This window comes from Streptococcus sp. AM43-2AT (genome assembly GCF_003603405.1).
In the GTDB taxonomy this organism is placed as follows: Bacteria; Bacillota; Bacilli; order Lactobacillales; family Streptococcaceae; genus Streptococcus; species Streptococcus ilei.
Window position 1 is genome coordinate 292,485 of sequence record NZ_QTND01000001.1, and the last position, 25,977, is coordinate 318,461.

The 25,977-nt window shown below is 39.9% G+C and carries 27 protein-coding genes; 22 read left to right on the top strand and 5 right to left on the bottom strand.

The window, feature by feature from the left end; all coding sequences use genetic code 11:
* Positions 1–92: 92 nt before the first annotated feature.
* Positions 93–1,166: a HAMP domain-containing sensor histidine kinase gene (locus DW930_RS01405; RefSeq protein WP_123159134.1), complete on the bottom strand. Its 1,074-nt coding sequence runs from the start codon at positions 1,164–1,166 to the stop codon at positions 93–95.
* Positions 1,151–1,822 carry a response regulator transcription factor gene (locus DW930_RS01410; RefSeq protein WP_049514999.1) on the bottom strand — a complete coding sequence of 224 codons (672 nt, stop codon included), beginning with the start codon at positions 1,820–1,822 and terminating at the stop codon, positions 1,151–1,153. The genes DW930_RS01405 and DW930_RS01410 overlap by 16 nt, the downstream gene beginning before the upstream one ends.
* A gap of 158 nt (positions 1,823–1,980) precedes the next feature.
* Here DW930_RS01410 and DW930_RS01415 point away from each other — a divergent pair, with 158 nt between their 5' ends.
* The 15 genes from DW930_RS01415 (at position 1,981) to DW930_RS01495 (ending at position 16,600) form a co-directional block, all read left to right on the top strand.
* A complete protein-coding gene (locus DW930_RS01415; RefSeq protein ID WP_003007544.1) occupies positions 1,981–2,691 on the top strand; it encodes an ATP-binding cassette domain-containing protein in 711 nt (236 codons plus the stop codon).
* Between the two features lies 1 nt (position 2,692).
* Positions 2,693–3,502, top strand: coding sequence for a hypothetical protein (locus tag DW930_RS01420; RefSeq protein WP_123159135.1), 810 nt, complete (start codon positions 2,693–2,695; stop codon positions 3,500–3,502).
* On the top strand, positions 3,486–4,175 hold the full coding sequence (locus DW930_RS01425) for a hypothetical protein (RefSeq protein ID WP_123159136.1): 690 nt from the start codon (positions 3,486–3,488) through the stop codon (positions 4,173–4,175). Before DW930_RS01420 ends, DW930_RS01425 begins: the two co-directional genes overlap by 17 nt.
* Positions 4,176–4,472: 297 nt before the next feature.
* Positions 4,473–6,461, top strand: a complete 1,989-nt coding sequence (gene uvrB, locus DW930_RS01430) for an excinuclease ABC subunit UvrB (protein WP_123159137.1) — start codon at positions 4,473–4,475, stop codon at positions 6,459–6,461.
* Between the two features lie 12 nt (positions 6,462–6,473).
* Positions 6,474–7,097, top strand: a complete 624-nt coding sequence (locus tag DW930_RS01435) for an NAD(P)H-dependent oxidoreductase (RefSeq protein ID WP_123159138.1) — start codon at positions 6,474–6,476, stop codon at positions 7,095–7,097.
* A 101-nt stretch (positions 7,098–7,198) separates the two neighbouring features.
* A complete protein-coding gene (locus DW930_RS01440) occupies positions 7,199–7,552 on the top strand; it encodes a diacylglyceryl transferase (RefSeq protein WP_123159139.1) in 354 nt (117 codons plus the stop codon).
* A gap of 1,514 nt (positions 7,553–9,066) precedes the next feature.
* Positions 9,067–9,534 (top strand): 8-oxo-dGTP diphosphatase, encoded by a 468-nt coding sequence (locus tag DW930_RS01455; RefSeq protein ID WP_174705355.1) that lies wholly within the window; start codon positions 9,067–9,069, stop codon positions 9,532–9,534.
* Positions 9,535–9,639: 105 nt separating this feature from the next.
* Entirely contained in the window at positions 9,640–10,044 is a 405-nt protein-coding gene (locus DW930_RS01460; RefSeq protein WP_120701885.1) for a PaaI family thioesterase, read from the top strand.
* Positions 10,019–10,771 (top strand): HAD family hydrolase, encoded by a 753-nt coding sequence (locus DW930_RS01465; RefSeq protein ID WP_123159141.1) that lies wholly within the window; start codon positions 10,019–10,021, stop codon positions 10,769–10,771. The genes DW930_RS01460 and DW930_RS01465 overlap by 26 nt, the downstream gene beginning before the upstream one ends.
* Positions 10,772–10,897: 126 nt before the next feature.
* Positions 10,898–11,233, top strand: a complete 336-nt coding sequence (locus tag DW930_RS01470) for a zinc ribbon domain-containing protein YjdM (RefSeq protein ID WP_009731127.1) — start codon at positions 10,898–10,900, stop codon at positions 11,231–11,233.
* 43 nt (positions 11,234–11,276) lie between these two features.
* Entirely contained in the window at positions 11,277–11,918 is a 642-nt protein-coding gene (locus tag DW930_RS01475; protein ID WP_123159142.1) for a Pr6Pr family membrane protein, read from the top strand.
* Between the two features lie 239 nt (positions 11,919–12,157).
* The gene (pyrR, locus tag DW930_RS01480; RefSeq protein WP_123159143.1) at positions 12,158–12,679 is read left to right on the top strand and encodes a bifunctional pyr operon transcriptional regulator/uracil phosphoribosyltransferase PyrR; all 522 of its coding nucleotides are present in this window, start codon (positions 12,158–12,160) and stop codon (positions 12,677–12,679) included.
* 93 nt (positions 12,680–12,772) lie between these two features.
* Entirely contained in the window at positions 12,773–13,690 is a 918-nt protein-coding gene (locus tag DW930_RS01485; protein WP_023023366.1) for an aspartate carbamoyltransferase catalytic subunit, read from the top strand.
* An 88-nt stretch (positions 13,691–13,778) separates the two neighbouring features.
* Positions 13,779–14,876, top strand: coding sequence for a carbamoyl phosphate synthase small subunit (locus DW930_RS01490; protein WP_120701888.1), 1,098 nt, complete (start codon positions 13,779–13,781; stop codon positions 14,874–14,876).
* Positions 14,873–16,600 carry an ATP-grasp domain-containing protein gene (locus DW930_RS01495; RefSeq protein ID WP_243635751.1) on the top strand — a complete coding sequence of 576 codons (1,728 nt, stop codon included), beginning with the start codon at positions 14,873–14,875 and terminating at the stop codon, positions 16,598–16,600. The genes DW930_RS01490 and DW930_RS01495 overlap by 4 nt, the downstream gene beginning before the upstream one ends.
* 208 nt (positions 16,601–16,808) lie before the next feature.
* Here the strand turns inward: DW930_RS01495 and pepT are convergent, their stop codons facing one another.
* From pepT to DW930_RS01515, 3 genes are read right to left on the bottom strand one after another with little or no spacing between them, the layout of a single operon-like run.
* Positions 16,809–18,029 (bottom strand): peptidase T, encoded by a 1,221-nt coding sequence (pepT, locus tag DW930_RS01505; RefSeq protein WP_123159145.1) that lies wholly within the window; start codon positions 18,027–18,029, stop codon positions 16,809–16,811.
* Positions 18,030–18,043: 14 nt separating this feature from the next.
* A complete protein-coding gene (locus DW930_RS01510) occupies positions 18,044–18,862 on the bottom strand; it encodes a Cof-type HAD-IIB family hydrolase (protein WP_123159146.1) in 819 nt (272 codons plus the stop codon).
* On the bottom strand, positions 18,859–19,611 hold the full coding sequence (locus tag DW930_RS01515) for an XRE family transcriptional regulator (protein ID WP_023023357.1): 753 nt from the start codon (positions 19,609–19,611) through the stop codon (positions 18,859–18,861). Before DW930_RS01515 ends, DW930_RS01510 begins: the two co-directional genes overlap by 4 nt.
* A 192-nt stretch (positions 19,612–19,803) precedes the next feature.
* On the opposite strand from DW930_RS01515, the gene lepA reads away from it, so the two are divergent.
* The 7 genes from lepA (at position 19,804) to rpsP (ending at position 25,963) form a co-directional block, all read left to right on the top strand.
* Positions 19,804–21,627, top strand: a complete 1,824-nt coding sequence (gene lepA, locus DW930_RS01520; protein WP_023023355.1) for a translation elongation factor 4 — start codon at positions 19,804–19,806, stop codon at positions 21,625–21,627.
* A gap of 139 nt (positions 21,628–21,766) precedes the next feature.
* Entirely contained in the window at positions 21,767–22,426 is a 660-nt protein-coding gene (locus DW930_RS01525; RefSeq protein ID WP_123159147.1) for a hypothetical protein, read from the top strand.
* Positions 22,427–22,709: 283 nt separating this feature from the next.
* Complete coding sequence (locus DW930_RS01530; RefSeq protein WP_123159148.1) at positions 22,710–23,351, top strand: hypothetical protein; 642 nt, start codon at positions 22,710–22,712, stop codon at positions 23,349–23,351.
* 234 nt (positions 23,352–23,585) lie between these two features.
* A complete protein-coding gene (locus DW930_RS01535; RefSeq protein WP_023023349.1) occupies positions 23,586–24,080 on the top strand; it encodes a YkgJ family cysteine cluster protein in 495 nt (164 codons plus the stop codon).
* Positions 24,080–24,766 (top strand): YjjG family noncanonical pyrimidine nucleotidase, encoded by a 687-nt coding sequence (locus DW930_RS01540; RefSeq protein ID WP_023023347.1) that lies wholly within the window; start codon positions 24,080–24,082, stop codon positions 24,764–24,766. Before DW930_RS01535 ends, DW930_RS01540 begins: the two co-directional genes overlap by 1 nt.
* Before the next feature lie 50 nt (positions 24,767–24,816).
* Positions 24,817–25,566, top strand: coding sequence for a hypothetical protein (locus tag DW930_RS01545; RefSeq protein WP_123159149.1), 750 nt, complete (start codon positions 24,817–24,819; stop codon positions 25,564–25,566).
* Positions 25,567–25,690: 124 nt separating this feature from the next.
* Complete coding sequence (gene rpsP / locus DW930_RS01550) at positions 25,691–25,963, top strand: 30S ribosomal protein S16 (RefSeq protein ID WP_123159150.1); 273 nt, start codon at positions 25,691–25,693, stop codon at positions 25,961–25,963.
* The last annotated feature ends 14 nt before the right edge of the window (positions 25,964–25,977 follow it).

Here is a 25,977-nt window from a genome sequence, read left to right on the forward strand (position 1 = left end):
ATGATGAATACGAAAACAGGCTCAAGAGCCTGTCTTTTTTATCAATTATAAATGAAGGAAAGCCGAACACATATTGATGAGTTCGGCTTGTTCTATATAATGGGAATGATTAGCTGGACTTGTGCACCATGATTAATATTTTCTAAATGCATCGTTCCATTATGAAGTTTCATGACGCGTTTCACGAAAGATAAACCAAGTCCATAGTGACTTTCTTGAGAGGGTGTTCTTGCTTGGTCATCTTTATAGAAAAGATTTCCAGCATTCTGTAATATATTTTTTGAAAAACTAGATTGGTTATTCCATATAGTTAGAACTAATTGACTATTTTCTTGTGAAATTGTTAGGTTGATTTGTGCATCATTTTCTTTTTGATGTTGTATTGCATTATTAATAATATTTGTGATTGCTCGGAAAAATAGATTGGAATGAATTGCAATATGTGTCGATGGAGTTACTGTATTTGAAAAAACAAATTGTGTATATCTAGGGAGTAAGGGAGTGATGTGTTCTTTCAATTGATAAGTTACTTGTTTAATTGATATCTTTTCAAGTTGAATATCATGGTCGTAAAAGGTTTTGGAGTATTGGATGAAGTCGTTAAAATAATCGTTTAATTGAATACTTGCTTGCTCAAGATCTTTTAGACATTCTATTACTTGAGGTGTTTGCTCGGTGGATTGTAAGAATTCAGCATTTCCTCTGATGACAGTTAGAGGAGTTCGAAGATCATGTGCAGCGCTAGATACTTGAAACATGAGTTCTTTTTTTTGTTCTTTTTCATGTTCAATCCTATTTTTTATATCAGATTGCATTTTTTCGATCAGATCGTTTGTTTCAATGAATTCTTTAATCTGCAAATGGTGATGTTCATTTTTGGTGAAATATAGACCACTATGATAAACCATGTTCATTTCTTTTTGAATCTTGGTTAATAACTGTCTAATATTTATTACAATGATAACAATTAAAATGATGCAAAGATAAATCCAAGAACTGACGCTAAAAAATAAAGCAAAGCGATTGGCATTTTTCTCATTGATTCCAGACACAGAAGATAGAAGAGCTGGAACTATGTAAAAAAGTATAAGACATAGAAGAAATTGCCAAATAATTGTAAGGTAGGTACGCTTAATGAGTCGCTTGATCGTCAATTCTTTTTCCATTTGTATCCTCCTCCCCATACTGTTTTGATTGGATCAATTTGATGAGTTTTAAATTTTTGTCTAATTTGATAGATGTATTCGGTGATTGACCGTAGTTGAGCATCAGAGCTTACAGGATAAAGATAATTGTAAAGTTCTTCTATGCTAAATATTCGGTTTTCATTTTTGGCTAAAAGATAAAGTAAATCAAACTCTCGCTTAGTTAGTGATATTCTCTTTGATTGATAATAAACTTCTTGACGATCTCGATAAAAAGTAATATCTGAATTCATTTCTTCTTTAGAGGCAGGATGAGATCTTTCTTCTCTACGAAGATGCATTTGAATTCTTGCAATCAATTCTTTAATGCTGAATGGTTTTGTGATGTAATCATCGGCTCCGGCTTGTATTCCTTTTAGTAAATCTTCTTCAAAATCTTTAGCGGTTAGAAATAAGATTGGAGTAGCAATTTGTGGACGAATGGAACGACAAATTTCTAAACCAGAAATAGGCATCATGACGTCAAGTAAAATTAGATCAAATCCAGTAAAGTCACAGATATTGATCTCCTCTATATTTTTACGAGTTTCCACGTGAAAGTTGTTTGCTTCTAATGCATTCCCTATTAATCGTAAGATTTTTTCATCATCGTCAATGGCTAAAATTTTATACTTCATAGTTCCTCCAATTATATGAGCATATTATAGCAAATATAGAATGTAATTTGTTGAAAATAAAAAAAATAATTATTCTGAGAATTTCCTGATTTTCTCCTGTTATACTTGCTCCAAGTGAAGGTGGAATTTCACTAAAAGTCAGAAGGGAAAAAGAATGAATGATAACAATTCAAAAGCTACATAAGGAATATAATAATAAAATTGTCCTTCAAAACGTGTCTTTCAAAGCTAAGAAAGGTGAGATTACTGGATTGATTGGACCGAATGGGTCTGGAAAATCAACTTTAATCAGAATTTTACTTGGTTTAGAAAATAGTCAAATGGGAATGGCGTTGATCGATGGAAAAAAATACTCTCAATTGGGAGATAATCCTTTTTGTATTGTTGGATCGTTCCTTGACAGTTGCCAACCTTACCCAACCAGAACTGGATTTCAGCATCTTCGGTGGATTGGCTTGGCCTGTGGGGTTGATAGAAATAGGTGCAAGGAATGTTTAGAGTTGGTGGGGTTAAGTGAAGCTAAAAATAAAAAAGTAAAAGACTATTCATTAGGAATGAAGCAACGTCTTGGTTTAGCAACAGCCTTATTAGCAAATCCTGACATCTTAATTTTAGATGAACCAATCAATGGACTAGATCCAGAAGGAATTCGCTGGGTACGTAATTTTTTACAATCTTTTGTCAATGAAGGTAAAACTGTCTTAATGACAAGTCATTATATGAGTGAGTTAGAATTAACTGTAGATCATTTGGTTGGTATTTCTAATGGGAAAATCGTTATTGATGCTCCTACAAAAGACATTTTGAAAGAGTTTGGATCTTTTGAGGAAGCATATTTTAAGGCGCTCGAAGGGAAAGAAGGTGCATAATATGTTGAAGCGTTCCTTTTTTAGTGACCTCTATAAATATTGTAGTTTACCTACTTTTAAAGTTACTTTTTTTCTTATTTTGGGAGTCAGCATATTTTTTACAATTCAAAATATCCAGGTGATAAATGCCTTAGCAGAAGGAAATGGCCAAGCGGTTAACCTTGATCCATCTATGTTATCATCGAATCCAGTGTATACAGTCAGGGATGCTCTCTTATCTTCACCCTACCAAGCAAGTGTTATTTTCTTGCCAATTCTTGTTTCACTTGTTTATTCAACCCATTATCAATTTGGTGATGATTTTTTTAGCCAGTTATTGATTCCTAACTGGAAAGTTCGTCTTACTGGGTTTATTGCAAGTTCGATTGTCCTATCGTTACTCTCTACTTTAATATTTTCTATAGTAAACGCTGTTATTTTATTCGTTTTTCTAGATTCAACTCTAAAGAATTTTTTAGAATTGACATTGTTTTTAGACGTCACGGTAAGAGTTATGATATTTGCAATCGTTCTTACTTTATTAGCTTTACTTTTCGTAATCGTAACGAAAAAATCAATGACTGCATTAATTGCAGACGTTTTATTATTGGTAATCACCTTATCAGGTATTCTAAGAGGAATTTCTTCTAACATAGAGAATCTGTTACCTTTGATTGGGGCTAAATCATTTGCTTTTGGTCGAATTGAAGGGACTCAAATGAGTCAATTGTATGGATTTACTCTTCTAGTTGTTGAAGGAGTCGTATTCTTAGTATTGATAATTGTTGTAGAAAAGATTCGAATGGGGAGGAAGAATGGCAAGTTTATTTAGAAGTCTTATCATCAAAAAATATAGTTTAAAACCCGTGAAGTACCAGATAACTATACAGTCATTTTTGATAGGTTTTGTGTGTCTTTTAAGTGTTTTACCAGTTACAATCAATGATACTGTTGTACAATTATCTATAAAGCAAGCTCTTGTTTTTGCATCAATGCTTTCTGTTGGTATTGGATGTGTTAATGCATTTGTTGAGTTACAATCACACGAAACAAAACTAGTTTATTTGGTAAGCGGAAAAAGGATCTTAAGTTCAATTAGGATCCTGTTCATAGAGTTATTTGATGTATTACTACAATCAACCTTATATTACATTGTACTGCTTATATGGTTTCATTTTTTTAGGAGCGAAAATGGTGTCAGTTTAGAAATTTTCTGTTTCTTTTTGATTGGCTCCATCCAATACTTTTTGATTTCTTACTTTTTAAGTTATTTTTTCAAAAGTCCAATGGGGAGTTTAGCTATCTTGCTGCTATTTCCTATTTTGGTACAACCATTCATAGAAAGAGTGGTGGAACCGTTGACCAGTTACCTATTTTATAATATTGTTGCAGATACCATTTTAGGTAGTACTTCCAATTTGCAACTCTGTACTTACATTATTGGACTGGTATGTTCACTTGGAGCAACTCTCTACCTCTTGGTAAGGAATCAAGAAGTTAAGTAGTAAAGCGATTCCGAAAAATTGTTACTGATGTGTAAGCCTTAATCATTTGTAAGTTATTGATAATACAGTTTATTACATATTGCATTGTTTTATAATAAAAGACAAGACTTTCGAATTAATTTCGAGAGTCTAATTTAGTTTTCATGCTAAGATGTTTCCAATTTATAATTTTTTAAATTAAGCAGTACTGAATTAATGGATTATGTTGTTACATCTTGTATCTCCCTGTCATTTCCCATCTCAGAGAAATTTGGTAATTTATGGTAAAATAAGGTCTATATATGTGAGGACAAAGAGATGATTAACCGAATTACAGACAACAAATTTAAACTCGTCTCCAAATACCAACCTTCTGGGGATCAACCGCAGGCCATCGAACAGTTGGTGGATAATATCGAGGGGGGCGAGAAAGCCCAAATCCTGATGGGGGCAACTGGTACAGGGAAGACCTATACCATGAGCCAGGTCATTGCCCAGGTCAATAAGCCGACCTTGGTCATCGCCCATAATAAAACCCTAGCTGGCCAGCTTTATGGGGAGTTCAAGGAATTTTTCCCTGAAAATGCGGTCGAGTATTTCGTCTCTTACTACGATTACTACCAGCCAGAAGCCTATGTGCCATCGAGCGATACCTACATCGAAAAAGATAGTTCGGTCAATGATGAGATTGACAAGCTTCGTCACTCAGCAACCTCCGCTCTTTTAGAACGAAATGACGTCATTGTCGTCGCGTCTGTTTCCTGTATCTATGGTTTGGGTTCGCCTAAGGAATACGCGGATAGCGTAGTGAGCCTGCGTCCAGGTCTGGAAATCTCTCGTGATAAATTGCTGAACGACTTGGTGGATATCCAGTTTGAGCGCAATGACATCGACTTTCAACGGGGGAAATTCCGTGTCCGTGGGGATGTGGTGGAGATTTTCCCAGCCTCTCGTGATGAGCATGCCTTTCGGGTTGAGTTTTTCGGGGATGAGATTGACCGTATCCGTGAGGTTGAAGCTCTGACTGGTCAAGTCCTTGGTGAAGTGGACCACTTGGCGATTTTCCCAGCCACTCACTTTGTGACCAATGACGACCATATGGAAGTAGCTATTGCCAAGATTCAGGCTGAGTTGGAAGAGCAGTTAAAGGTCTTTGAAAAAGAAGGCAAGCTTTTGGAAGCCCAACGCCTGAAACAACGGACTGAGTACGATATTGAAATGTTGCGGGAGATGGGTTACACCAATGGGGTGGAGAACTATTCCCGCCATATGGATGGACGAAGCGAAGGAGAGCCACCGTACACCCTCCTGGACTTCTTCCCAGAAGATTTTCTTATCATGATTGACGAAAGCCACATGACCATGGGACAGATCAAGGGCATGTATAATGGAGACCGCTCGCGCAAGGAGATGTTGGTCAACTATGGCTTCCGTTTGCCATCTGCCTTGGACAACCGGCCTTTGCGTCGGGAAGAATTTGAAAGCCATGTCCATCAGATCGTCTATGTGTCTGCGACACCAGGTGACTACGAGATGGAGCAAACAGACACCGTGATCGAGCAGATTATTCGTCCGACTGGCCTTCTGGATCCCGAGGTGGAAGTACGCCCTACCATGGGGCAAATGGACGATCTCTTGGGTGAGATCAATGCACGTGTGGAACGTGGAGAGCGGACCTTTGTCACGACCCTGACCAAGAAGATGGCGGAAGACTTGACGGACTACTTCAAGGAAATGGGCGTCAAGGTCAAATACATGCACTCGGACATTAAGACCTTGGAGCGGACAGAAATCATCCGTGATTTGCGTCTGGGTGTTTTTGATGTCTTGGTCGGAATCAATCTCCTTCGTGAGGGAATTGATGTGCCAGAAGTCAGTCTGGTTGCCATTCTCGATGCTGATAAGGAAGGCTTCCTCCGTAATGAACGCGGATTGATTCAGACCATTGGTCGTGCTGCCCGTAATAGTGAAGGCCATGTCATCATGTATGCGGACACCATAACCCAGTCTATGCAAAAAGCCATTGATGAAACGGCTCGTCGTCGTCAGATCCAGATGACCTATAATGAAGAGCATGGCATCGTCCCACAAACCATCAAAAAGGAAATCCGAGACCTTATCTCCGTCACCAAGGTGGTGGCTAAGGAAGAGGACAAGGAAGTGGATATCACCAGTCTTAATCGCCAAGAGCGCAAGGAACTGGTCAAGAAACTGCAAGGCCAAATGCAAGAAGCTGTCGAAGTGCTTGACTTTGAATTGGCAGCCCAAATCCGTGATATGATGTTGGAAGTCAAGGCCTTGGATTAGAGAAGGAAATATATGAAAATTTTAGTCATCCATGGGCACCCTGATAAGGAAAGTTACTGCCAAGCGATTTTTCAGACAATTGTAAGCAATTTGGATACAAGCCGTCATGAGATTATAACTATTAATCTTAATGAAGAGGATTTTGATCCTGTTTTACGTTATGGTTACCGAAAACGGATGGAGGAAGATCCTTTTATCCTTCGTTCCCAAGAATTGATCCAGTGGGCGGATCACCTGATCTTTGTTTATCCCATCTGGTGGAGTAGTATGCCCAGTCTCCTGAAAGGTTGGATTGATCGGGTCTTTACACCGGGGATTGCCTACTCGGCCAATGATCAGGGCAGCTTTATCTGGAATTACCTCAGAGGCAAACAATTTAAGAAGTTGCTCAAAGGGAAAACAGCCAGTATTTATGCGACTTCCATGGCCCCTACTTGGTGGTACAAGATTTTTTCGGGACCTCTTAACATTCCTGATAGTTACGGCATTTCTGTCTTGAAAAATGCTGTCTTGAACCATTGTGGGATTAAAACCAAGCGTGTCTGTATTTTGGGAGAAGTCGGCCGGGATGTTAATACAGCTAGCGTCCGTGAACAGCATCTCCAAAAGGTAGCAGTAGAAGTGAAGAAACTCTGATGAAAAGTCAGTTTCTTCTTATAAGTTAGTGTCTTTAGTTGTGTTTTGAATAGGATTTAGTTAAACTATCAATATAATATAAAAAATAGGGATGATCCAATATGTTGCTATTTATCTATATAATCTATGTCATTTCTTCAATTTCAAAAATGAAAAGAGAAGGTCAAAGGGTTTCTATTTTTACTTATTTGATTGTTTATGGCCTATTGATTCTATCTACGTTTATGCTCTATTTTAGTTTATTGTCATTTTTATTTAGCCCATTGCCATTTTTTGGCTTTGTAGCTGCTCTTGCTATTGGTGGTATGATGCTATCGCTTAAAATAGTTATTGCTCTTGCTTTGCTTTTGTTATCTCTTAGCCTATACTTAGATAGCAAAAAAAGTGATCCGGAAGCGCCTCTCGTTGATCATTGGTTGCGATTGGGAGTTCATATCTTATTGATCATTATTTAAGGCAGAACTCTACTTTCAAGCCTGAATGTGGAGTTCTTGTCCCTTGAAATTTGCGACCCAGTAGAAAAGGAAGTAAAAAATCTCAAATGAAGATATTCATTTAATGTACATTGACGTTGTTATGGATTAGCTTTATAATATGGTTAGTTATAGCATTTCTAAATAAGGAGCCTTCTCTATGCTTAAGCAGTTAAATGGTTTTAAAGTCTTTTATATCTGTTGGTTGGCCTTTTTAGTGATTGAATTGATTTTAATTGTCTTTGGTCTATCATTTACCCCTCTACTTAGTTGTCTCTGGTTTGATTTCTTATTTCTAGTTCTTTTTTTCCATCTTTGGTCTATCTTTTATAAAAAGAGAGAGTTCAAGTTTTTTCATCTAATCTTACAATTTTTGAGTGTCATTCTAGCATTTTTCATTTGGCTCATTCTCCAAGTGTCTTTTACAGATTCAGCTGATACCATAATCCCTCCAATCCATCATAATGCGGAGATACGAGGGAATTATGTTGAAATTCCCCATGGAGCGATCCCTATACGGAGTCGTGATTACTATGAACTAGTCAATCCCTTCATCATGAAACTAGAAGTGAAATATACTCATGAAGGGTTCTAATCAGAAAGCTGTTTTTTTCTAATTCATTATTTCTACTATCTCATTGATAACTAAATGTTCATCTTTAGCGCTTTTGTTGGAAACTAAGGGATAGTAGAAAAATTTTTTAAACTATTTCTGTCGTTCCCCTCAGGGAATTGCTGTATAATGAAACACCTAATTAATTGTATTTTTGAGGAAGATTCATGTTGAAACGATTAAATGGTTTTAAAAAGTTTTATTTATTCTCTCTAGTTTTTTTCGTCCTTGAATTACTATTAGTAGTTTTTGGTCTATCCTTTATTCCGATTATCTGCTGTTTGTGGTTTGACTCTCTAGTTTTAGCATTATTTTGGCTTTTTTGGACCTGCGTTATAAAGAGAGAAACTGAATCAAATCATGTTTTCTCATTGATTTTTAGTTTTATTTTGCTTTTGTTTTTTGGTTTCATGTTAAACATGTCAATATCTATGTCGCCTAATACAATAATCCCACCAATTTATCACAACGCAAGAATGGAAGGGAACTACGTGATTATCGACCACGGCTCTTACGAACATGGCATTGGCTCATGGAGTGTCTATAGAACTATGTATCATAAGCTAGTTAATCCTCTCATCATGGAGTTGTAATGCCTTTCGCTATGAATCTGGTACTAGAATATTTGGGAAAAGTAGAAATGAAGACGGTATTTTATTCTCATTTCTTATTTTCAACTATCTTATTTGCATGTACAAGTTCCGGTTAATACAGTTAATGGCAACCAATAGAAAGTATTTTTTAAACTTTTGCTGTTGTTTTCCTTTAAAGGACGGTAGCATGCCGAAAAATCAAAGCATTGTAAAAAGGAGTTTCAATCCCTTTATTATGTAAAAAGAAACGATGGACACATTTTAAAAATTAAACGAGAAGAAAGGTTTCTATGTCACGCGCAACATCTACTATTCTAACAAATCTATGTCTGATCGAAGACTGTACATCGAATAAAGTAGTCCTCCAATACCGCTCACCTGAAAAGACTCACTGGGCTGGCTATGCTTTTCCAGGGGGCCACATTGAAGAAGGAGAGAGTCTGGTCGAGTCTGTCATTCGAGAGATTAAGGAAGAAACCGGCTTAACAATCTCCAATCCCCAACTAGCAGCTGTGAAAAACTGGCAGTTGGAGGATGGAACTCGCTACATCGTCTTTTGCTACAAAGCGACAGAATTCACAGGCCAGCTAAGATCGTCTGAAGAAGGGGAAGTATCTTGGGTTCCTAAGGACCAATTAGAAAAGTTGGACTTGTCCTATGACATGCTTCCTCTGCTGGAGGTCATGGAAGACCCAGACTTATCCGAGTACTATTATCGCAAACGGACAGATGATGGTTGGGAAAAATTTCGCTATTAAGGAGTTGGCTTCCACCAGCTCTTTTCTTATTCTTGTAAGAAGTGGAAAAAAGTAGTATGATGGAAGGGTTTAGGAATACCTTATATAGATGGAAGAGGGTTTAACATGAAGGATTTTCACTTTGACGCCATAGCAGCATTTGAAAATTATGAGATCGAAACCATGAGAGATGGTCATGTCGTTGTGACTACTAAGGTGGTCGAGTCGTCTCTCAATTATTATGGAAATGCGCACGGCGGCTATCTCTTTACCCTGTGTGATCAGATCAGTGGCTTGGTCGTTATTTCACAGGGAGTAGATGGTGTGACTTTGCAATCGTCGATCAATTACTTGAAAGCCGGACGTCTAGGAGATGTCTTGACCATCCACGGGGAATGTGTCCACAGTGGGCGGACGACTCGAGTTGTGGATGTCGATATTACCAATCAGGAAGGTACCAATGTCTGTAAGGCCACCTTTACCATGTTTGTAACGGGAGAAAGAGATGAATCAGCAAAAGTACGCATTTAAAAACTATATTTTTGATTTTTATGGAACCTTGGTCGACATTGAAACTGATGAGTCGAGTCCAGTCTTATGGGATACCATGGCCCAAATCTACCAATCCTATGGGGCTCATTATACAGGAGAAAGCCTGCAAGTCCGTTATAAGGAGTTGGTGCGGCAAGCTGAGGAAAGTATCGCGAAAGAAAAACAAGTGACCTATCCGGAGGTTGATTTGACAGTGATCTTTGTTCAACTCTATCTAGAGAGTCATCCAACTGGAGCAAGTGTCCATCATCTCAAAGAGTGGGGACGCTTGATGGCACGGACCTTCCGTGTCCTCTCTCGCAAACGCTTGGAGCTTTACCCACAAACGAAAGAAGTCTTAGAAGATATGAAAGCTGCAGGTTGTCGAATCTATCTCTTATCTAATGCACAAGCTGATTTTACCAATCCAGAGATTGATTTGCTTGGCTTGAGAGAAATTTTCCATGATATTTATCTGTCGTCAGATGCAGGGATTCGCAAACCTCAGCAGGAATTCCTCGTGAAAGTGATCAAAGAACACCAGTTGAATCCTGATAAAACGGTCATGGTAGGGAATGACTTCAGTACAGATGTCGCTGTAGCGAAAAGTATTGGCATGCAAAGTATCTTGATCAATACCTTCCCGTACTCTGACGAAGAACTACGAGACAAGAGACAAGCAGGTGTGCGCGTGATTCATGAGATTCAAGAATTACAAGAAGATTAAAGTTTATCATCGATTTTAGGAGGCCAAGTTGCCTCCTCTTTTAAAAAATGTTGCAGTTAAGCTGAATTTGTCAAAATTCCCCTTTCATGGTATACTATGGGAGTTAATTTTGCTAAGGAGATTGAAATGAATAACCTACCAAATTGTCCAAAGTGTAATTCTGAATATGTTTATGAAGATGGTGCCCTCTTGGTCTGTCCAGAGTGTGCTTATGAATGGAACCCAGCTGAAGTCGTAGAAGAAGAAGGTGTCGTAGCGATTGATGCCAACGGAAACAAATTGGCTGACGGTGATACTGTTACCTTGATCAAAGACTTGAAAGTCAAAGGTGCACCTAAGGATTTGAAACAAGGAACGCGCGTGAAAAATATCCGTATTGTTGAAGGCGACCACAACATCGATTGTAAGATTGATGGCTTTGGCGCAATGAAACTCAAATCAGAATTTGTGAAGAAGATCTAAAAATAAGAAGAAGGGCCTGGCCCTTTTCTTTCAGGAGAATACTATGAAATTCAAACTATTGTTTAGCTATCGTTTTCTATTGTTTATCTTGAGTGTCATTGGCGTTTATCTGCAACTCACCAAGCATGGTGGCTTTGGGATGATGCTCTATTACACTATTTTATCCAACATGTTGGTCATGGTCTTCATGGGTGACATGGTTTGGCGCATGCTTCGTGGTCGTTCGACCCAAACCCAGGGCTATCTTCGCTTGAAGGGTGGGGTTACCATGTCTATCATGATTACCTGTGTCATCTACCACTTTATGCTAGCACCAATTGCGACACCTGAGAAGTTTTACCGTTTGGAAAACTTCCTCTGTCACTACATTGTTCCTTTGATGTTCTTCTTTGACACTCTGGTGATTGATAAACCAAAACAGTACCGGAAGTTAGATCCTTTGGCTTGGACTGTTCTTCCCGTTCTTTATATGCTTTTTGCTCTTCTCAACGGTTTGGTTCTTAAATGGCCAGTACCTGGCGCGAAAGACAGTCCTTTCCCTTATTTCTTTATCAATGTCAATCGTTTCGGCTGGCTCTATGTCGTTAAGATGGCGTCTATCATTTTTGTCGCTTATTTAGTCGCTGGTTTTGGTTTGTTTGCCTTGAAGAAAATTGGTAAAAAGGAACGGACCATCATTGAATAGAAGGATTGTGACCATAAATCCGAACATTACAAGAAAAAAATAAGTTTTTTCTTGCATCGCTCTATAAACTGTGATATAGTATGGATAATTAAATAGTCCTTTAATCCTGTCCCGTGAGGCAGGCAAGGAGTCTGATCAAAATAAGGGGTAGACTGGATGCGTTCTAGATACTATCTCTTAGCATTTTTCTGAAGCCTCCTTGCAAAGGGAGGCTTTTTTCTATCAATTAGGAGGAAAAGATGAAGATCAAAGAAGTCGTTGATGATTTAACGATGAAACGGGCCATCACCCGTATCACCTATGAAATCATCGAACGGAATAAGGATCTGAGCCAAATTGTTTTGGTAGGGATCAAAACTCGTGGCGTATTCATTGCCAATCGCATCAAAGAACGGTTAGCACAGCTAGAACAAATAGAAGTTCCAGTCTGTGAATTGGATACCAAGCCTTTCCGTGATGATATTAAAGTAACAGAAGATTCAACCTTTTTACCAGTAGATATTACTGGCAAAGATGTCATCCTGATTGATGATGTCCTTTATACAGGTCGGACTATTCGAGCTGCCATCGATAATCTTGTCAGTCGTGGACGTCCATCGCGCGTCAGCCTGGCTGTCCTAGTGGATCGTGGTCATAGAGAATTGCCGATCCGACCAGATTATGTTGGGAAGAACATTCCAACAAGTCGATCAGAGGAAATCATTGTCGAAATGACGGAGCTAGATGGTCAAGATCGTATCTTGATCGAGGTGAGTGAATAAGGTAGTTTTCAAATCGTCGCTATATACAGGAGCGACTGAGGGAGCTTCCTGTATCGTTTTCACATATGCATATCTTTGGAATGGAGTTACAACATGTCTACAAATCAAATCGCACTTAAAAACCTTGTCTCAATGGAAGCTTTATCAAACGAAGAAGTTATGGCCTTGATTAAGCGTGGGATTGAGTTTAAAAATGGAGCAAAAGCTCATTATGACGAGCAACATATCGTGGCTAACCTCTTCTTTGAGTCGTCAACACGTACGCACAAAGCATTTGAAGTGGCTGAGTTGAAATTAGGTTGTGATCTCCTTGACTTTGATGTGAAAACGAGCTCTGTAAACAAGGGTGAAACTCTCTACGATACAATTTTGACCATGTCAGCTCTCGGAGTTGATATCTGCGTCATCCGTCACCCAGAAGTAGACTACTACAAGGAATTGATTGAAAGCCCAACCATCACAGCCTCTATTGTTAACGGGGGCGATGGATCTGGTCAACACCCAAGCCAAAGTTTACTAGACTTGATGACCATCTACCAAGAGTTTGGTCACTTTGACGGTTTGAAGGTTTGTATCGCTGGTGACTTGGATCACTCACGGGTTGCAAAATCCAATATGCAAATCTTAAAACGCTTGGGGGCAACCCTTTACTTCGCTGGTCCAGACGAGTGGAGAAGTGAAGAGTTCGAAGAATATGGTACCTTTGTGACCATTGATGAAGTCATTGAAGAGGTTGATGTGATGATGTTCCTCCGTGTTCAACATGAACGACATGATTACGAATCACTCTTCTCAAAAGAAAACTACCATCGTTTGCATGGCTTGACACAAGAACGCTATGATCGCATGAAAGACACAGCCATCTTGATGCACCCAGCTCCAGTAAACCGTGATGTGGAGATTGCCGACCACTTGGTAGAAGCTCCTAAATCACGTATTGTGGAGCAAATGACCAACGGTGTCTTCGTCCGCATGGCTATCATTGAAGCAGTATTAGCTGGACGTAAATAATAGATTAGAAAAAGAAAGGAGAAGTGAGAGGGTCTACAATCTGGTGGTCTTTTCTCACTTTTCTTTTTGGAGTTTGTAAGGAGAATTTATGGTAAAACGTCTCTTGGTATTAGAAGATGGGACGGTTTTTGAAGGAACTGGTTTTGGAGCGGATACCTATGTTAGTGGCGAATTGGTCTTGAATTCTGCCATGACGGGTTATCAGGAGTTGATCACCGACCAGTCCTATAAGGGGCAAATTTTAGCCTTTACATTTCCAGTTATCGGTACAACAGGGATTAACCGAGATGATTATGAATCGATTTTTCCAGGTTGTCTAGCAGTGGTAGTGCACCAATTAGCAAGCCATCCAAGTAATTGGCGCAAACAGCTGTCCTTAGATGCTTACCTGAAAAAACACAACATTCCAGGGATTCAAGGAGTGGATACTCGAAAGCTAGCTAAAATTGTTACAGAACATGGAAGCATGAAGGCTACAGTGGTTAATGAAGGGGATGCGATTGAGCATATCCTAGATCAACTTCGGGCAACCGTCTTGCCTTTTGACCAAGTCCGTCAAGTATCGACTAAAACCCCTTATGCTGCACCAGGATTTGGAAAGAGTATTGTCTTGATCGACCTGGGCTTACGCCATTCCGTTTTACGTCAATTAATCGCGAGAGGATGTAATGTAACAGTCGTTCCCTATTCCGTTAAATTAAAAGAATTGAAGGATTTGCAGCCAGATGCGATCATTCTATCGAGTGGTCCAGGGAATCCCCATCATATTGATAGTATTTGCCAGGTTATTGCTAATATCGATCCACATATTCCGATCATGGGGATCGGCTTGGGGGCAGAATTACTGGCCCTTGCCCACGGAGGAAGCCTCACCAAACTAAAAAGTCCTCATCGAGGACTCAACATTCCTGTAAAAGAGGTTGCTACTGGGAAAGTCGAAATCACTAGCCAAAATCATCAGTACAACATCGAACGCGATACTCTTCCACGTGATTTTCTGATCACGCATGAGGAGCTTCATGATCACTCTATTGAAGCCTTTCGTCATCGCTACCTTCCTTTAATTGGTGTCCTCTACCATATTGAGTCCAGTCCAGGACCAAGGGAAAGTCTCTATTTCTATGATGAATTTATGGATCTGATTGAAAGTAAATCGGACGAAAGAAGGGAGGAGATATGGTCATGAATCAAGTAACGCTTTTGTGTGCAGAATCTTTTAACGATGTCAGTTTGCTCGGAGCACTCACTTCTTGTCCCTTATTAAAAGAACGTGGCTACCATACTGAAATCCTCTATTGTGGAGACGAGAATGGTATCACCAAAGAAGCAGGGGAAGATGTTAGAGTCATCCGTTTAAAGTTAGACAGTCTGAAAGGTGCTCTTCTAGCGACGAAAACAAAGAATCTACTGTTATCTTTTGCGGATAAGCAACTTCTTGGGCTTTTATTCAGATTGGAGGAAATCGGATTTCTTAAAGAGCATAAAATTCGTATTTTAGGAACTTCGCTTAGGCAGTACCGAACTTTTTATCATCAGGCAGACCAAAAGTCATTTTTACAGGATCTGGGTTATCAAGTTCCTTCCTCTTCCTTGGTTTCAACAGTCAGAGAGGCCATTGAGTTTTCGGAACAGATCCAATTTCCAATTGTTGTTTGGCCACTTGCCAGCAAGCATGGGCAAGGTCGTCGGATCGCTAATAACTTGGATGATCTATGTGATGCTGTCGAAAATGGGCTAGAAGTATCGCCACAAGGCCAGTGTTTGTTGGAGTTCTCGACAGTTGGCTTCAAGGAGTTGGAATACATCGTCGTCCGAGATCGCCAGGATAATTATTATCTTGCGGGTAACATTGAAAGTGTCGACCCGGTGGGGATCCACTCCAGTGATTCCTATCAAGTCATCCCTAGTTTGACCTTGACGGATACAGAGCACCAGGCATTGAGAGAGGCAGCTTTGTCTATTGTACGCCATTTGAGATTGGTTGGAGCGACCTCTATCAAGTTTGCTCTAGATCCAAAGAGTTACCAATTTTATATTCTTGAGGTCAATCCTTTTGCATCCGATTCTTTCTCGACCATGTCGACGGCTTTGGGTTATTCGATCTACCATCAGGCTCTATGCTTAAAATTAGGCGACCATCTGTTAGATCTTCCTCACCCTACCATGAAGGGTCTGACAGCCCTATTTGAACCCACTCTAGATCGTATTCTCTTTAAACTCCCTGTCTTTCCAATTGAGAAAGTTTCAAGAGTCCTCAATACTCAGATTCATTCAATCGGTGCTCTTTATGGATTTGGAACGAGTCTAGAAGAAGCCTATCAGCAAGCTGTTGAAAATTTTGGTTCGGATCAGTGGCCTAAGAATATTCTGAAGGATGTTTCGGACGATGAATTGATTCAACGGATTGCCAAACGGATGCCCTATCGTTTCTCATCAATCTTAGAGGCTTTCCATAGAGGCTTCGAAATGGAAGAAGTAAGTGACCTGAGTCGAATGGATCCTTTCTATCTCCAGTTTTTGTATAATATCTACTTGTACGAGAGACAAGAACAGCCCCAAACAAATCATTCTTTAAAGTTTCACCCTTTGGATTTAACTGCTGGATTTGGGCAAGTTGGAGAAGGAGTGACCTTCTTTAGTTCTATTTTTGGAGACGACGAGGCATCAGATTGGAGTGACTGGACATTGTTGGTTGATCGAGGATCTCTAGACGAACCTAGAAGGATTCTACAAATCATTGAACGTTTAAGAATAGAGAAGGAAGCTGGAAGAAAAGTAGCCCTTCTTAGTAATCTACCTTTCGTTGGCCAAGTGGCTCATGCCTGCTTGCGAATCCCTCTTTCAGTTTATGAAAGTTACCAGAGTCAAATCGATGGACAGTTTGCTAGGGTAGAATACATGAATGAATAGAATGAAAAATGAGGCTGGGACAAAAGTCCTAGCCTCTAAATTGTCTTTGGATTGTCGAGTAAGACGCAGTGGTTGAGTGGGCTCTACTACGCTGATTTCATCAGCTTTTAAAGCCCTACTCAACTGTGCGGAGGTGGGACGACGAAATCGAATTCTAACGAAGTACCGATTTCTGTCCCACTCTCATTTTTTTGAACAATATAGTGAATTAGGAATGGCTAACAATACCGATAATGGTATCAACTGCACGTTCCATAGTTTGAAGGCTGACGTATTCAAAGCGACCATGCATATTTTCGCCACCAGCGAAGAGATTTGGAGTTGGAATTCCCATGAAGGAAATCTTAGAGCCATCTGTCCCACCACGGATTGGTTCGATAATAGGTGTGATGCCCAGATCTTCCATAACTTCCTTAGCCAAGTTAACAGGTGTCATATCTTTCTCAATAACCTGTTTCATGTTGTAGTACTGGTCTTTAAGGGTCAAAAGGACTCTTTCTGCACCAAGTTCTTGGTTCATCTTGTTTGCAATCTCTTCCATCTTTGCCTTACGAGCTTCGAAATTCTCTGTCTCGAAGTCACGAATGATGTAGCTAGCATGAGCTTCCTCAACAGTTCCATCCACATTCATCAAGTGGTAGAAACCTTGGTAGCCATCCGTTTTTTCAGGTCGGTCTTCTTCAGGGAGTTGATTGTGGAAGTCAATTGCTAACTGAAGTGCATTAACCATTTGGTTCTTAGCGGTCCCTGGATGAACATTACGCCCTTTGAAGGTGATTTCAGCGCCTGCAGCAGAGAAGGTTTCGTATTGCAATTCACCAAGAGGCCCACCGTCTACAGTATAAGCGAAATCAACATTAAAGTCTTCTGCATCAAATTTGTCCGCTCCAATCCCAATTTCTTCGTCAGGTCCAAAACCAACTCGAATTTCACAATGTTTGATTTCAGGATGTGCAGTCAAGTATTCAATGGCTGTCATGATTTCAGCGATCCCTGATTTGTCATCAGCACCAAGCAGGGTCGTACCGTCTGTCGTAATCAAGGTTTGACCTTTGTAGTTATGGAGGTTAGCAAAGTCAGCAGGATCTAGTGAATAACCAGAATCACCAAGAGCAATAGTGCCACCATCATAGTTTTCGATAACTTGGGGACTGATGTTTTCCGCATTGAAATCAGCTGTATCCATATGTGAGATAAAGCCAATCTTTCGTGTGAGACTTGGATCGTTTGCTGGAAGAGTTCCAATAGCAAAACCGTTTGGAAGATAATAAACATTTTGCAGTCCAACTCTTTCCATTTCAGGAAGTAACACATTCTTTGCAAACTCTACTTGTGATGGTGTGCTAGGAGTTGTTGTTGAAGTCTCATCAGATCGAGTATTGACTTTGACATAGGTTAAAAATCGTTCTAGTAATGTTGGGTATTTCATCTGTTTTTCCTTTTCTAGTTCTGTGCTTGTAAAACATAGCGCTTGATAGCAGTGGCGACGCCGTCTTCTTCGTTAGAAGTTGTTGTGACATCAGCCAAGGCTTTGATAGCATCTGGAGCATTGCCCATAGCTACTCCAAGACCTGCGTACTCAATCATTTCAATATCGTTGTTCTCATCGCCGATAGCCATGATCTGTTCTCTAGGAATACCGAGGTGTTCAGCAAGAGCTTTTAAACCAGTCGCTTTGTTTACGCCTTTGGGAAGAATTTCAAAGAGAATAGGTTGAGAGCGAATGGTGTGGAAGCGCTGGGCTAATGCTTCCTCATAGGTCTCTTGAAAGGCATCAATCTGCTCTTTCTGATCAATAAACATCCCTTGGAAAATTGGTTGTGCCTCAAGGACTTCTTGCAATCCCAATGATACAGGCACAGCAGAAACGATACTAGCGTCCATTTTGGCTATTTCTGAAGGATCCCGATTCAAAATGATATAGCGATTTAAATCGAATAAACTTAATTGAGGATGAATTTCCTGAGTCAATTGATCGAGATAAACCAAATCTTCTTCAGATAAGGCATCATAGGTAATGACGGACCAATCTGAAGATTTGACAGTGGTACAACCGTTATTAATCACCGAATAGGAATGGTTGCTTTTGAAACCAATTTCTTCAAAGATTGGACGGACACCAGATAGGGGGCGTCCCGTACAAATGACGACGTCTACGCCAGCAGCTTCAGCGTTTAAAAGAGCCTGCCGATTAGCAGGGCTAATGGTTTTATCTGGTGATAAAAGAGTTCCATCTAAATCGATAGCAATCAATCGGATCATAACTCATCCTCCTTAGCAGGAAGAAAGCTAGCAATGACTTTTCCAATTACTCTTGGTTCCTCTTCTAAGGGGATGACCTTGTCACTATACTTTTTATTAAGGGAAACAAGACGGATTCCTTGGGCTTCACGGAAGACACGCTTAATCAAGGTCTGCCCATCGTACTCAATAGCATAGATGGCACCAGCAGTATCATAGAAAGTTTGCTTGATTAAGGCAACAGATCCTTTTGGATATTTTGGCTCTAGCGAGTCAGTATGAATCCAAAGTGCTAAATCATAGGCTAGTTTTTGATCAAACCAAACTAAATCTCCCTTAGAAGCACTTTGACTCGCAGCATAACTGTCAAAGACTGTATAGGGTGTATATTTCTTCTCAATACGCTTGCGCTCCGCTTGTAAAACCAATAAGCGATTGGCTTCCTCTAAGAGAGAGTCTTGAAAATCCTCATCTAGTTGCTTATAGATAAACTCAATCTTAGAATCCTCCAAGGTATCTGGTTGACCATAACGTGGGTCTAAATCAGAAATAGGAATTTCAAAGAAGCTAGCAATCTTTTCTAAGTTCTCACTAACTGGGAGAGAAGTTCCTTTAACATAGCCCGTCAAGGTACTAGCTGGAATACCAGTTGTACGAGATAAATCGACCTGTTTCTTATTTTGAACCTTTAATAGTTCTCTTATTTTTTCGGAAATAATGCGCAAAGCCTCTTTATCCTGTGGGCTTGCTTTTCCACGTCCTCTTGCCAAGAGCTTCACCTCCTTTTACATTACAATTCATTATAGCGAATTAAATCGAAAAAGTAAATAAAAACCTTATCTAAATAAAGATTTTATTAAACTTCGATATAAATCAAAATTCAGGTGATTTGATTCATTAAAACTAGCCAAGAAACAGGCTTTTTGTTATAATATACTGAATAGTTTTATAAGGATGAAAAAATGAATTTAGAAGAATTAAAGAAACGACAAGAGAAAATTCGGAACTTCTCGATTATCGCCCACATTGACCACGGAAAGTCAACCTTGGCGGACCGAATCTTAGAGAAAACCGAGACCGTTTCTAGTCGGGAAATGCAAGCTCAGCTCCTAGATAGCATGGATCTAGAACGGGAACGTGGGATTACTATCAAGCTTAATGCTATTGAGTTGAACTATACGGCTAAAGATGGGGAAACCTATATCTTCCACTTGATTGACACACCGGGACACGTGGACTTTACCTATGAGGTTTCTCGGTCGCTCGCAGCCTGTGAAGGGGCGATTTTAGTAGTTGATGCAGCTCAGGGGATTGAGGCCCAGACCCTAGCCAATGTTTATCTGGCGCTAGACAATGACTTGGAGATTCTGCCAGTCATTAACAAGATTGACTTACCAGCTGCTGATCCAGAACGCGTTCGCACAGAAGTGGAAGATGTCATTGGTCTGGATGCCAGTGAGGCAGTCCTAGCTTCTGCCAAGGCTGGAATTGGGATCGAAGAGATTTTGGAACAAATCGTCGAGAAGGTTCCAGCTCCTACTGGGGACGTTGCTGCTCCATTGCAAGCCCTGATCTTTGACTCGGTTTACGACCCATACAGGGGAGTCATTCTTCAAGTCCGTGTGGTCAATGGCCTAGTGAAGCCAGGCGACACCATCCAGTTGATGAGTAATGGTAAGACCTTTGATGTGACTGAGGTTGGGATTTTTACTCCTAAAGCAGTGGGTCGTGACTTCCTTGCGACTGGAGATGTTGGTTATATTGCAGCCTCTATTAAGACGGTTGCGGATACTCGTGTCGGGGATACTGTGACCTTGGCTACTAATCCAGCAGCTGAGCCTCTTCATGGATATAAGCAAATGAACCCAATGGTCTTTGCTGGTCTTTACCCGATCGAATCCAACAAATACAATGATCTTCGGGAAGCACTGGAAAAGTTGCAACTCAATGACGCCAGTCTTCAATTTGAACCTGAGACTTCTCAAGCCCTTGGTTTTGGTTTCCGTTGTGGTTTCTTGGGTCTCCTTCACATGGATGTTATCCAAGAACGTTTGGAGCGCGAGTTCAACATTGACTTGATCATGACGGCACCGTCAGTTATCTACAAGGTCAATTTGACAGATGGAGAAGTGCTGGATGTGTCCAACCCATCTGAGTTTCCAGATCCAACCAAGATCGCTTCGATTGAAGAACCATATGTTAAAGCACAAATCATGGTACCACAAGAGTTTGTCGGAGCTGTGATGGAATTAGCCCAACGCAAACGTGGGGACTTTGTGACTATGGATTACATCGACGAAAATCGGGTCAATGTCATCTATCAAATCCCACTAGCAGAAATTGTCTTTGATTTCTTTGATAAATTGAAATCCTCTACTCGTGGCTATGCAAGCTTTGATTACGAGTTGTCTGAATACCGTCCTTCTAAATTGGTTAAAATGGATATCCTTCTCAATGGCGATACCGTCGATGCCCTCAGCTTTATCGTTCACAAGGACTTTGCCTATGAACGTGGTAAGTTGATTGTTGAGAAACTCAAGAAGATTATCCCTCGTCAACAGTTTGAAGTGCCTATCCAAGCAGCGATCGGTCATAAGATCGTGGCCCGTACAGATATCAAGGCCCTTCGTAAGAACGTCTTGGCCAAGTGTTATGGTGGGGACGTCTCACGGAAACGCAAGCTTCTTGAAAAACAAAAAGCTGGTAAGAAACGGATGAAAGCGATTGGATCTGTAGAAGTACCACAGGAAGCCTTCTTATCTGTCTTGTCAATGGATGAAGAATAAGCTATTCTCTTAAATCATAGAACAAATCGAACGTCCCGATAGGGGCGTTTTTCTATCGGGTTAGACAAATAGCGCTTTCAAATCTAAGTAGAACATGTTAAACTAGAGGTATCAAAATCCATCACAAAGGAGAGAAAAGATGAAAAATAAGTTCCTACTAGCGACCGTTTCGGTCTTGTCAGCTCTTGCTCTTGTAGCTTGTAGCACTCCTAAAAAAGAGTCTAGAAAACCGTTGTCATCTGAATCTAGTTCCACTGAGGTGGTAAAAAAGAGCAAAAAATCCTCTAGTAAAAAAACCTCTAGCAAGGTGGAGTCGAAATCATCGGATGATACCAAGAGTACTGTCGAAACCAAACGGGTTGGTTCGGCTGATTATGGCTATATCGATATCCCGAGCAAGTGGATTAAATTTACAGACATAGACGGTGGAGATAGCATTCAATTTACGGATGGTAGTGCCTATAATATCGTAACAATGAACGGGTATACCAAAGAGAAAGCGAATGTCGGTGAAGGAGAAGTCTTCAACGCAGAGTTGATTGCGAACCGTATTGCTTACTATTGGAAGGACAATAAAGAAGTAGACAAAATGTGGGGAGCTAAAACCACTGTCTCAGGTAATGAAGCTTTGCAGCTGAATATTATCCTCAAATCTGGGCAGTACCTCATTACTTGGGTCTTCCAAAAGGATGATAAGGTATACTTGATGTCTTTTGAAGGGGATAAAGAGACTTTGGCTCAATTCATTCCTTACATTGAGGAAACTTGGAGTTTGGATGAGAAAGGTCCAAAAGCCTAATGCATTCGTGAGGAAGTTGGTAACATTATCACCAATTTTCAATACATGATAGAATAAGATTTGGACGCAGTCATTAAGTTCTATTTCTTGGAATAATTAACTTCTTACAACCTGGTTAGCAAAGAATTTCTCAGGTTGTTTATCCTTAAGAAAGCAGGGACTAATTCAAACAGTTCGTCAGTTTGAATTAGTTCTTTTTTTGGTAAGAAATTAAACTGGTCCTTTTAAAATAGAGTATAAGATGTTAGACTAGTGTATATAATCTATCATATAGGAGAGAAATATGAAAAATAAGTTCTTACTGGCGTCAGTTACTTTTTTGTCTGTTGTCAGTCTCTTTGCTTGTACTAGCCCAAAGAAAGAGTCTAGTAAATCGTCAGCACCATCTAGTTCCACGAATGTGACAAAAGAAACAACAAAATCAGGTAGCAAGGTAAGGGAAGAAATATCAGATAATGATAAGAGTTTCGCAGAAACGAAACGAATTGGATCAGCAGATCAAGGGTATGTCAATATTCCAAGTGACTGGGTAAAATATACAAATGAAGAAGGTGGAAATAATATCCAATACTCAGATAAAAGCGTGGATAATGCGATTATTTTGAACGCTACTACTAGAGAAAGAGTGGGTGTCGCCGAAGAAGAAGATTTTAATGAAGTGATGGCTCAAAGATTTGAGAATGACTTGAACAAAATAAATAAAGTAGTAAAATCGTGGAGATCTACTAGCAAAGTTGGAGGAAATGTAGCCATCCAATTAAACATGATTCTTGAGTCGGGTCGATATGTTACTTGCTGGTTTTTTCAAATAGATGGGAAGTTGTATTACATTGCCTGTCTTGGAGATGAAAAAACATTAGCTCAATTAACCTCCTATGTAGAAAACACTTGGAGCCTTGATGGAACAGGTGCCGTGACGGATTAATCAAGTGAGAGTTTGGCTTAAACTATTCAGTAATTAATGTTTAATAGAAATAACTACATGACGCAGTGGTTGATTGGTATCTTTGTTCGCTTTTTAGCTCCAAAGATAACCTAATCAACTGTGCGGGGGTGGGAAAACGAACTCTTCTTAATTAGTCGGAGTTCTGTCCTATTCCCTTTTTTACGACCCCTATGGTATAATGCTCTTATCCATTTAGCAATTAGAAAGTAGTTTATGTCTCAAGAAATTGACTTAGAAAAATACCATCAGTTAGCGCTCCAAAAACAAAAGGAGCACCGCAAGGTATTGGCGAATCTGAAAAAGAAACCCCCTAAAAATCTAGATAAAATAGCCCAAGAGATTCACGATGAAGTCTTTCAAGAAATTGATTGTACCGCCTGCGCCAACTGCTGTAAGACCCTAGGACCCGATTTTAAAGAAGCTGATATCACGCGCATTGCCAAGTATTTCAAGATGAAGTTGCCTGCCTTTGAAGCAGAGTTTTTAGAAGTCGATGAAGATGGAGATAAGGTTTTTAAATCCATGCCTTGCCCTTTCTTGGGTGGCGACAATCTCTGTTCCATCTACGATGTTCGGCCTAAAGCTTGTCGAGAGTTTCCTCATACAGACCGCAAGAAGATCTACCAGATCAATCATTTGACCATCAAGAATACCCTCACTTGCCCAGCAGCCTATTTATTTGTAGAAAAATTAAAGGATCGTTTGTAATGACATATTCATTTTTACTATTTGACCTAGACCACACCTTGTTGGACTTTGATACAGCGGAGGAAGTGGCCTTAACGCAATTCCTCCAAGATCAAGGGGTTCAAGATATTCAAGCCTTTAAGGATTACTACAAACCCATGAACCAAGGCCTCTGGAAAGATTTGGAACAAAAGAAAATTAGCAAAAAAGACTTGATTAACAGCAGGTTTGCGATCGCCTTTGCCCATTTTGGTAGAGAGGTAGATGGTGAAGAGATGGCTCTTCGTTACCAGGACTACATTAGTCAACAGGGACAGAGTTTCCCAGGAGCAGAAGACATGTTAGCCAAGCTAGTAGAAAGGGGTTGCCAGCTCTATGGTGCTACCAACGGCGTTACCGCTATTCAGCAAGGACGCTTGAAGCAGTCAGCCATTACCCCTTATTTCAAGGAGATCTTTATTTCTGAACAATTAGGAACTCAAAAACCGGAAGTAGCCTTTTATGAAAAGATCGGCAACTTGATACCTGGTTTTACCAAGGAGCAAGCCCTCATGATCGGAGATTCTTTGACAGCGGATATCGCTGGGGGCAATGCTGCGGGGATTGATACCGTCTGGTATAATCCGGATCACAAAGAAAATACCAGTCCAGCAGTACCGACATATGTCGTTGCTGACTATCAAGCGTTACTGGATATCCTTAAGTAAAAACTTATTTCAAACTAGCTGTTAAGCTAGTTTTTTGGTATCATGGTGGAATGAATAAATTTAAATCAATAAGGGTTACCATCAAAAGATGGCTTCGCTATCTGCTTCTTGCATTCGCCACAGTGGTCGCTCTCTTAATTTGTTTTCTCTTTTATTTTACTAATCAAGAAGAAAAAGAAATCCAAGAGCAAATTTCTGGCTTTTATCAGGAAGCGGGATTTAAAGGAGACATAAGGTTTAAAGCAGCTGAACTCCATGGGATGTCGACTAAATATGCCTATAGCTATCAAGAAAGGGTTGAGGGAAAAACGGTTCAGTTTGACTTTCCCTATGCAAGTCTCCTATCCAAAGAAGAAAGTGGGGAAAACTATGACACGGCAGAAGAACTAGCCCACCGTTCCAAAAGCTGGCTTGTGGCACCATTTTTTGAAAGAGCCTTTACAGAATCTCAAGGTTTTCAAAAACTGACTCAGGAAATAAAAGAAGAGCTTCGTAAACAGGGCTTAGAGGTAAGCGAGGTTCGTCTCCAGTTCCCAATCGAAAATCCCGATTTCGAAAATCAATTGGCAACAGATTTACTAGCTGCTGAAAAAGCTGGAGAAACAGATCTTAGAGGGATTCTGACCTTGGATTATGCTAACTACCGCCATATAAAGGGCTTCTCCTTTACCATCACAGTGACGTCTCTCTCTAAAGAATTTGAAGGGAAGCGCTTGGATGTAACCGGACTTCCTTCTGGAAACTATGTGATTGAATCTAATTCCCCAAAGGCTGAATCTTATAGCTTTGAGATCGAATAAAAAAAATTTTAATAGTGTCAAGTTTTTTTCTTGACAGGTCCTTAAAATGTGTTATAATAGATTATGTGCTAAATAGCTAGTCTATTTCACCGAAAATTAAAATATAGAAAAGAGACTTATAAAAATGGCAGTTAAAATTCGTTTGACTCGTATGGGTTCTAAGAAAAAACCTTACTACCGTATCAACGTAGCAGATTCACGTTCACCACGTGATGGACGCTTCATCGAAACAGTTGGAACTTACAATCCACTTGTTGAAGAAAACCAAGTAACTTTGAAAGAAGACCGCGTTCTTGCATGGTTGGCTAACGGAGCTCAACCTTCAGATACAGTTCGTAACATCCTTTCAAAAGAAGGTGTATTGAAGAAATTCCACGATTCTAAATTCTCAAAATAATCATAAAGTAGGTT

Coding starts and splice junctions, on each gene's coding strand:
- DW930_RS01405 (WP_123159134.1), bottom strand. CDS start 1,166: ATGGAAAAAGAATTGACGATCAAGCGACTCATTAAGCGTACCTACCTT.
- DW930_RS01410 (WP_049514999.1), bottom strand. CDS start 1,822: ATGAAGTATAAAATTTTAGCCATTGACGATGATGAAAAAATCTTACGA.
- DW930_RS01415 (WP_003007544.1), top strand. CDS start 1,981: ATGATAACAATTCAAAAGCTACATAAGGAATATAATAATAAAATTGTC.
- DW930_RS01420 (WP_123159135.1), top strand. CDS start 2,693: ATGTTGAAGCGTTCCTTTTTTAGTGACCTCTATAAATATTGTAGTTTA.
- DW930_RS01425 (WP_123159136.1), top strand. CDS start 3,486: ATGGCAAGTTTATTTAGAAGTCTTATCATCAAAAAATATAGTTTAAAA.
- uvrB (WP_123159137.1), top strand. CDS start 4,473: ATGATTAACCGAATTACAGACAACAAATTTAAACTCGTCTCCAAATAC.
- DW930_RS01435 (WP_123159138.1), top strand. CDS start 6,474: ATGAAAATTTTAGTCATCCATGGGCACCCTGATAAGGAAAGTTACTGC.
- DW930_RS01440 (WP_123159139.1), top strand. CDS start 7,199: ATGTTGCTATTTATCTATATAATCTATGTCATTTCTTCAATTTCAAAA.
- DW930_RS01455 (WP_174705355.1), top strand. CDS start 9,067: ATGTCACGCGCAACATCTACTATTCTAACAAATCTATGTCTGATCGAA.
- DW930_RS01460 (WP_120701885.1), top strand. CDS start 9,640: ATGAAGGATTTTCACTTTGACGCCATAGCAGCATTTGAAAATTATGAG.
- DW930_RS01465 (WP_123159141.1), top strand. CDS start 10,019: ATGAATCAGCAAAAGTACGCATTTAAAAACTATATTTTTGATTTTTAT.
- DW930_RS01470 (WP_009731127.1), top strand. CDS start 10,898: ATGAATAACCTACCAAATTGTCCAAAGTGTAATTCTGAATATGTTTAT.
- DW930_RS01475 (WP_123159142.1), top strand. CDS start 11,277: ATGAAATTCAAACTATTGTTTAGCTATCGTTTTCTATTGTTTATCTTG.
- pyrR (WP_123159143.1), top strand. CDS start 12,158: ATGAAGATCAAAGAAGTCGTTGATGATTTAACGATGAAACGGGCCATC.
- DW930_RS01485 (WP_023023366.1), top strand. CDS start 12,773: ATGTCTACAAATCAAATCGCACTTAAAAACCTTGTCTCAATGGAAGCT.
- DW930_RS01490 (WP_120701888.1), top strand. CDS start 13,779: ATGGTAAAACGTCTCTTGGTATTAGAAGATGGGACGGTTTTTGAAGGA.
- DW930_RS01495 (WP_243635751.1), top strand. CDS start 14,873: ATGAATCAAGTAACGCTTTTGTGTGCAGAATCTTTTAACGATGTCAGT.
- pepT (WP_123159145.1), bottom strand. CDS start 18,029: ATGAAATACCCAACATTACTAGAACGATTTTTAACCTATGTCAAAGTC.
- DW930_RS01510 (WP_123159146.1), bottom strand. CDS start 18,862: ATGATCCGATTGATTGCTATCGATTTAGATGGAACTCTTTTATCACCA.
- lepA (WP_023023355.1), top strand. CDS start 19,804: ATGAATTTAGAAGAATTAAAGAAACGACAAGAGAAAATTCGGAACTTC.
- DW930_RS01525 (WP_123159147.1), top strand. CDS start 21,767: ATGAAAAATAAGTTCCTACTAGCGACCGTTTCGGTCTTGTCAGCTCTT.
- DW930_RS01530 (WP_123159148.1), top strand. CDS start 22,710: ATGAAAAATAAGTTCTTACTGGCGTCAGTTACTTTTTTGTCTGTTGTC.
- DW930_RS01535 (WP_023023349.1), top strand. CDS start 23,586: ATGTCTCAAGAAATTGACTTAGAAAAATACCATCAGTTAGCGCTCCAA.
- DW930_RS01540 (WP_023023347.1), top strand. CDS start 24,080: ATGACATATTCATTTTTACTATTTGACCTAGACCACACCTTGTTGGAC.
- DW930_RS01545 (WP_123159149.1), top strand. CDS start 24,817: ATGAATAAATTTAAATCAATAAGGGTTACCATCAAAAGATGGCTTCGC.
- rpsP (WP_123159150.1), top strand. CDS start 25,691: ATGGCAGTTAAAATTCGTTTGACTCGTATGGGTTCTAAGAAAAAACCT.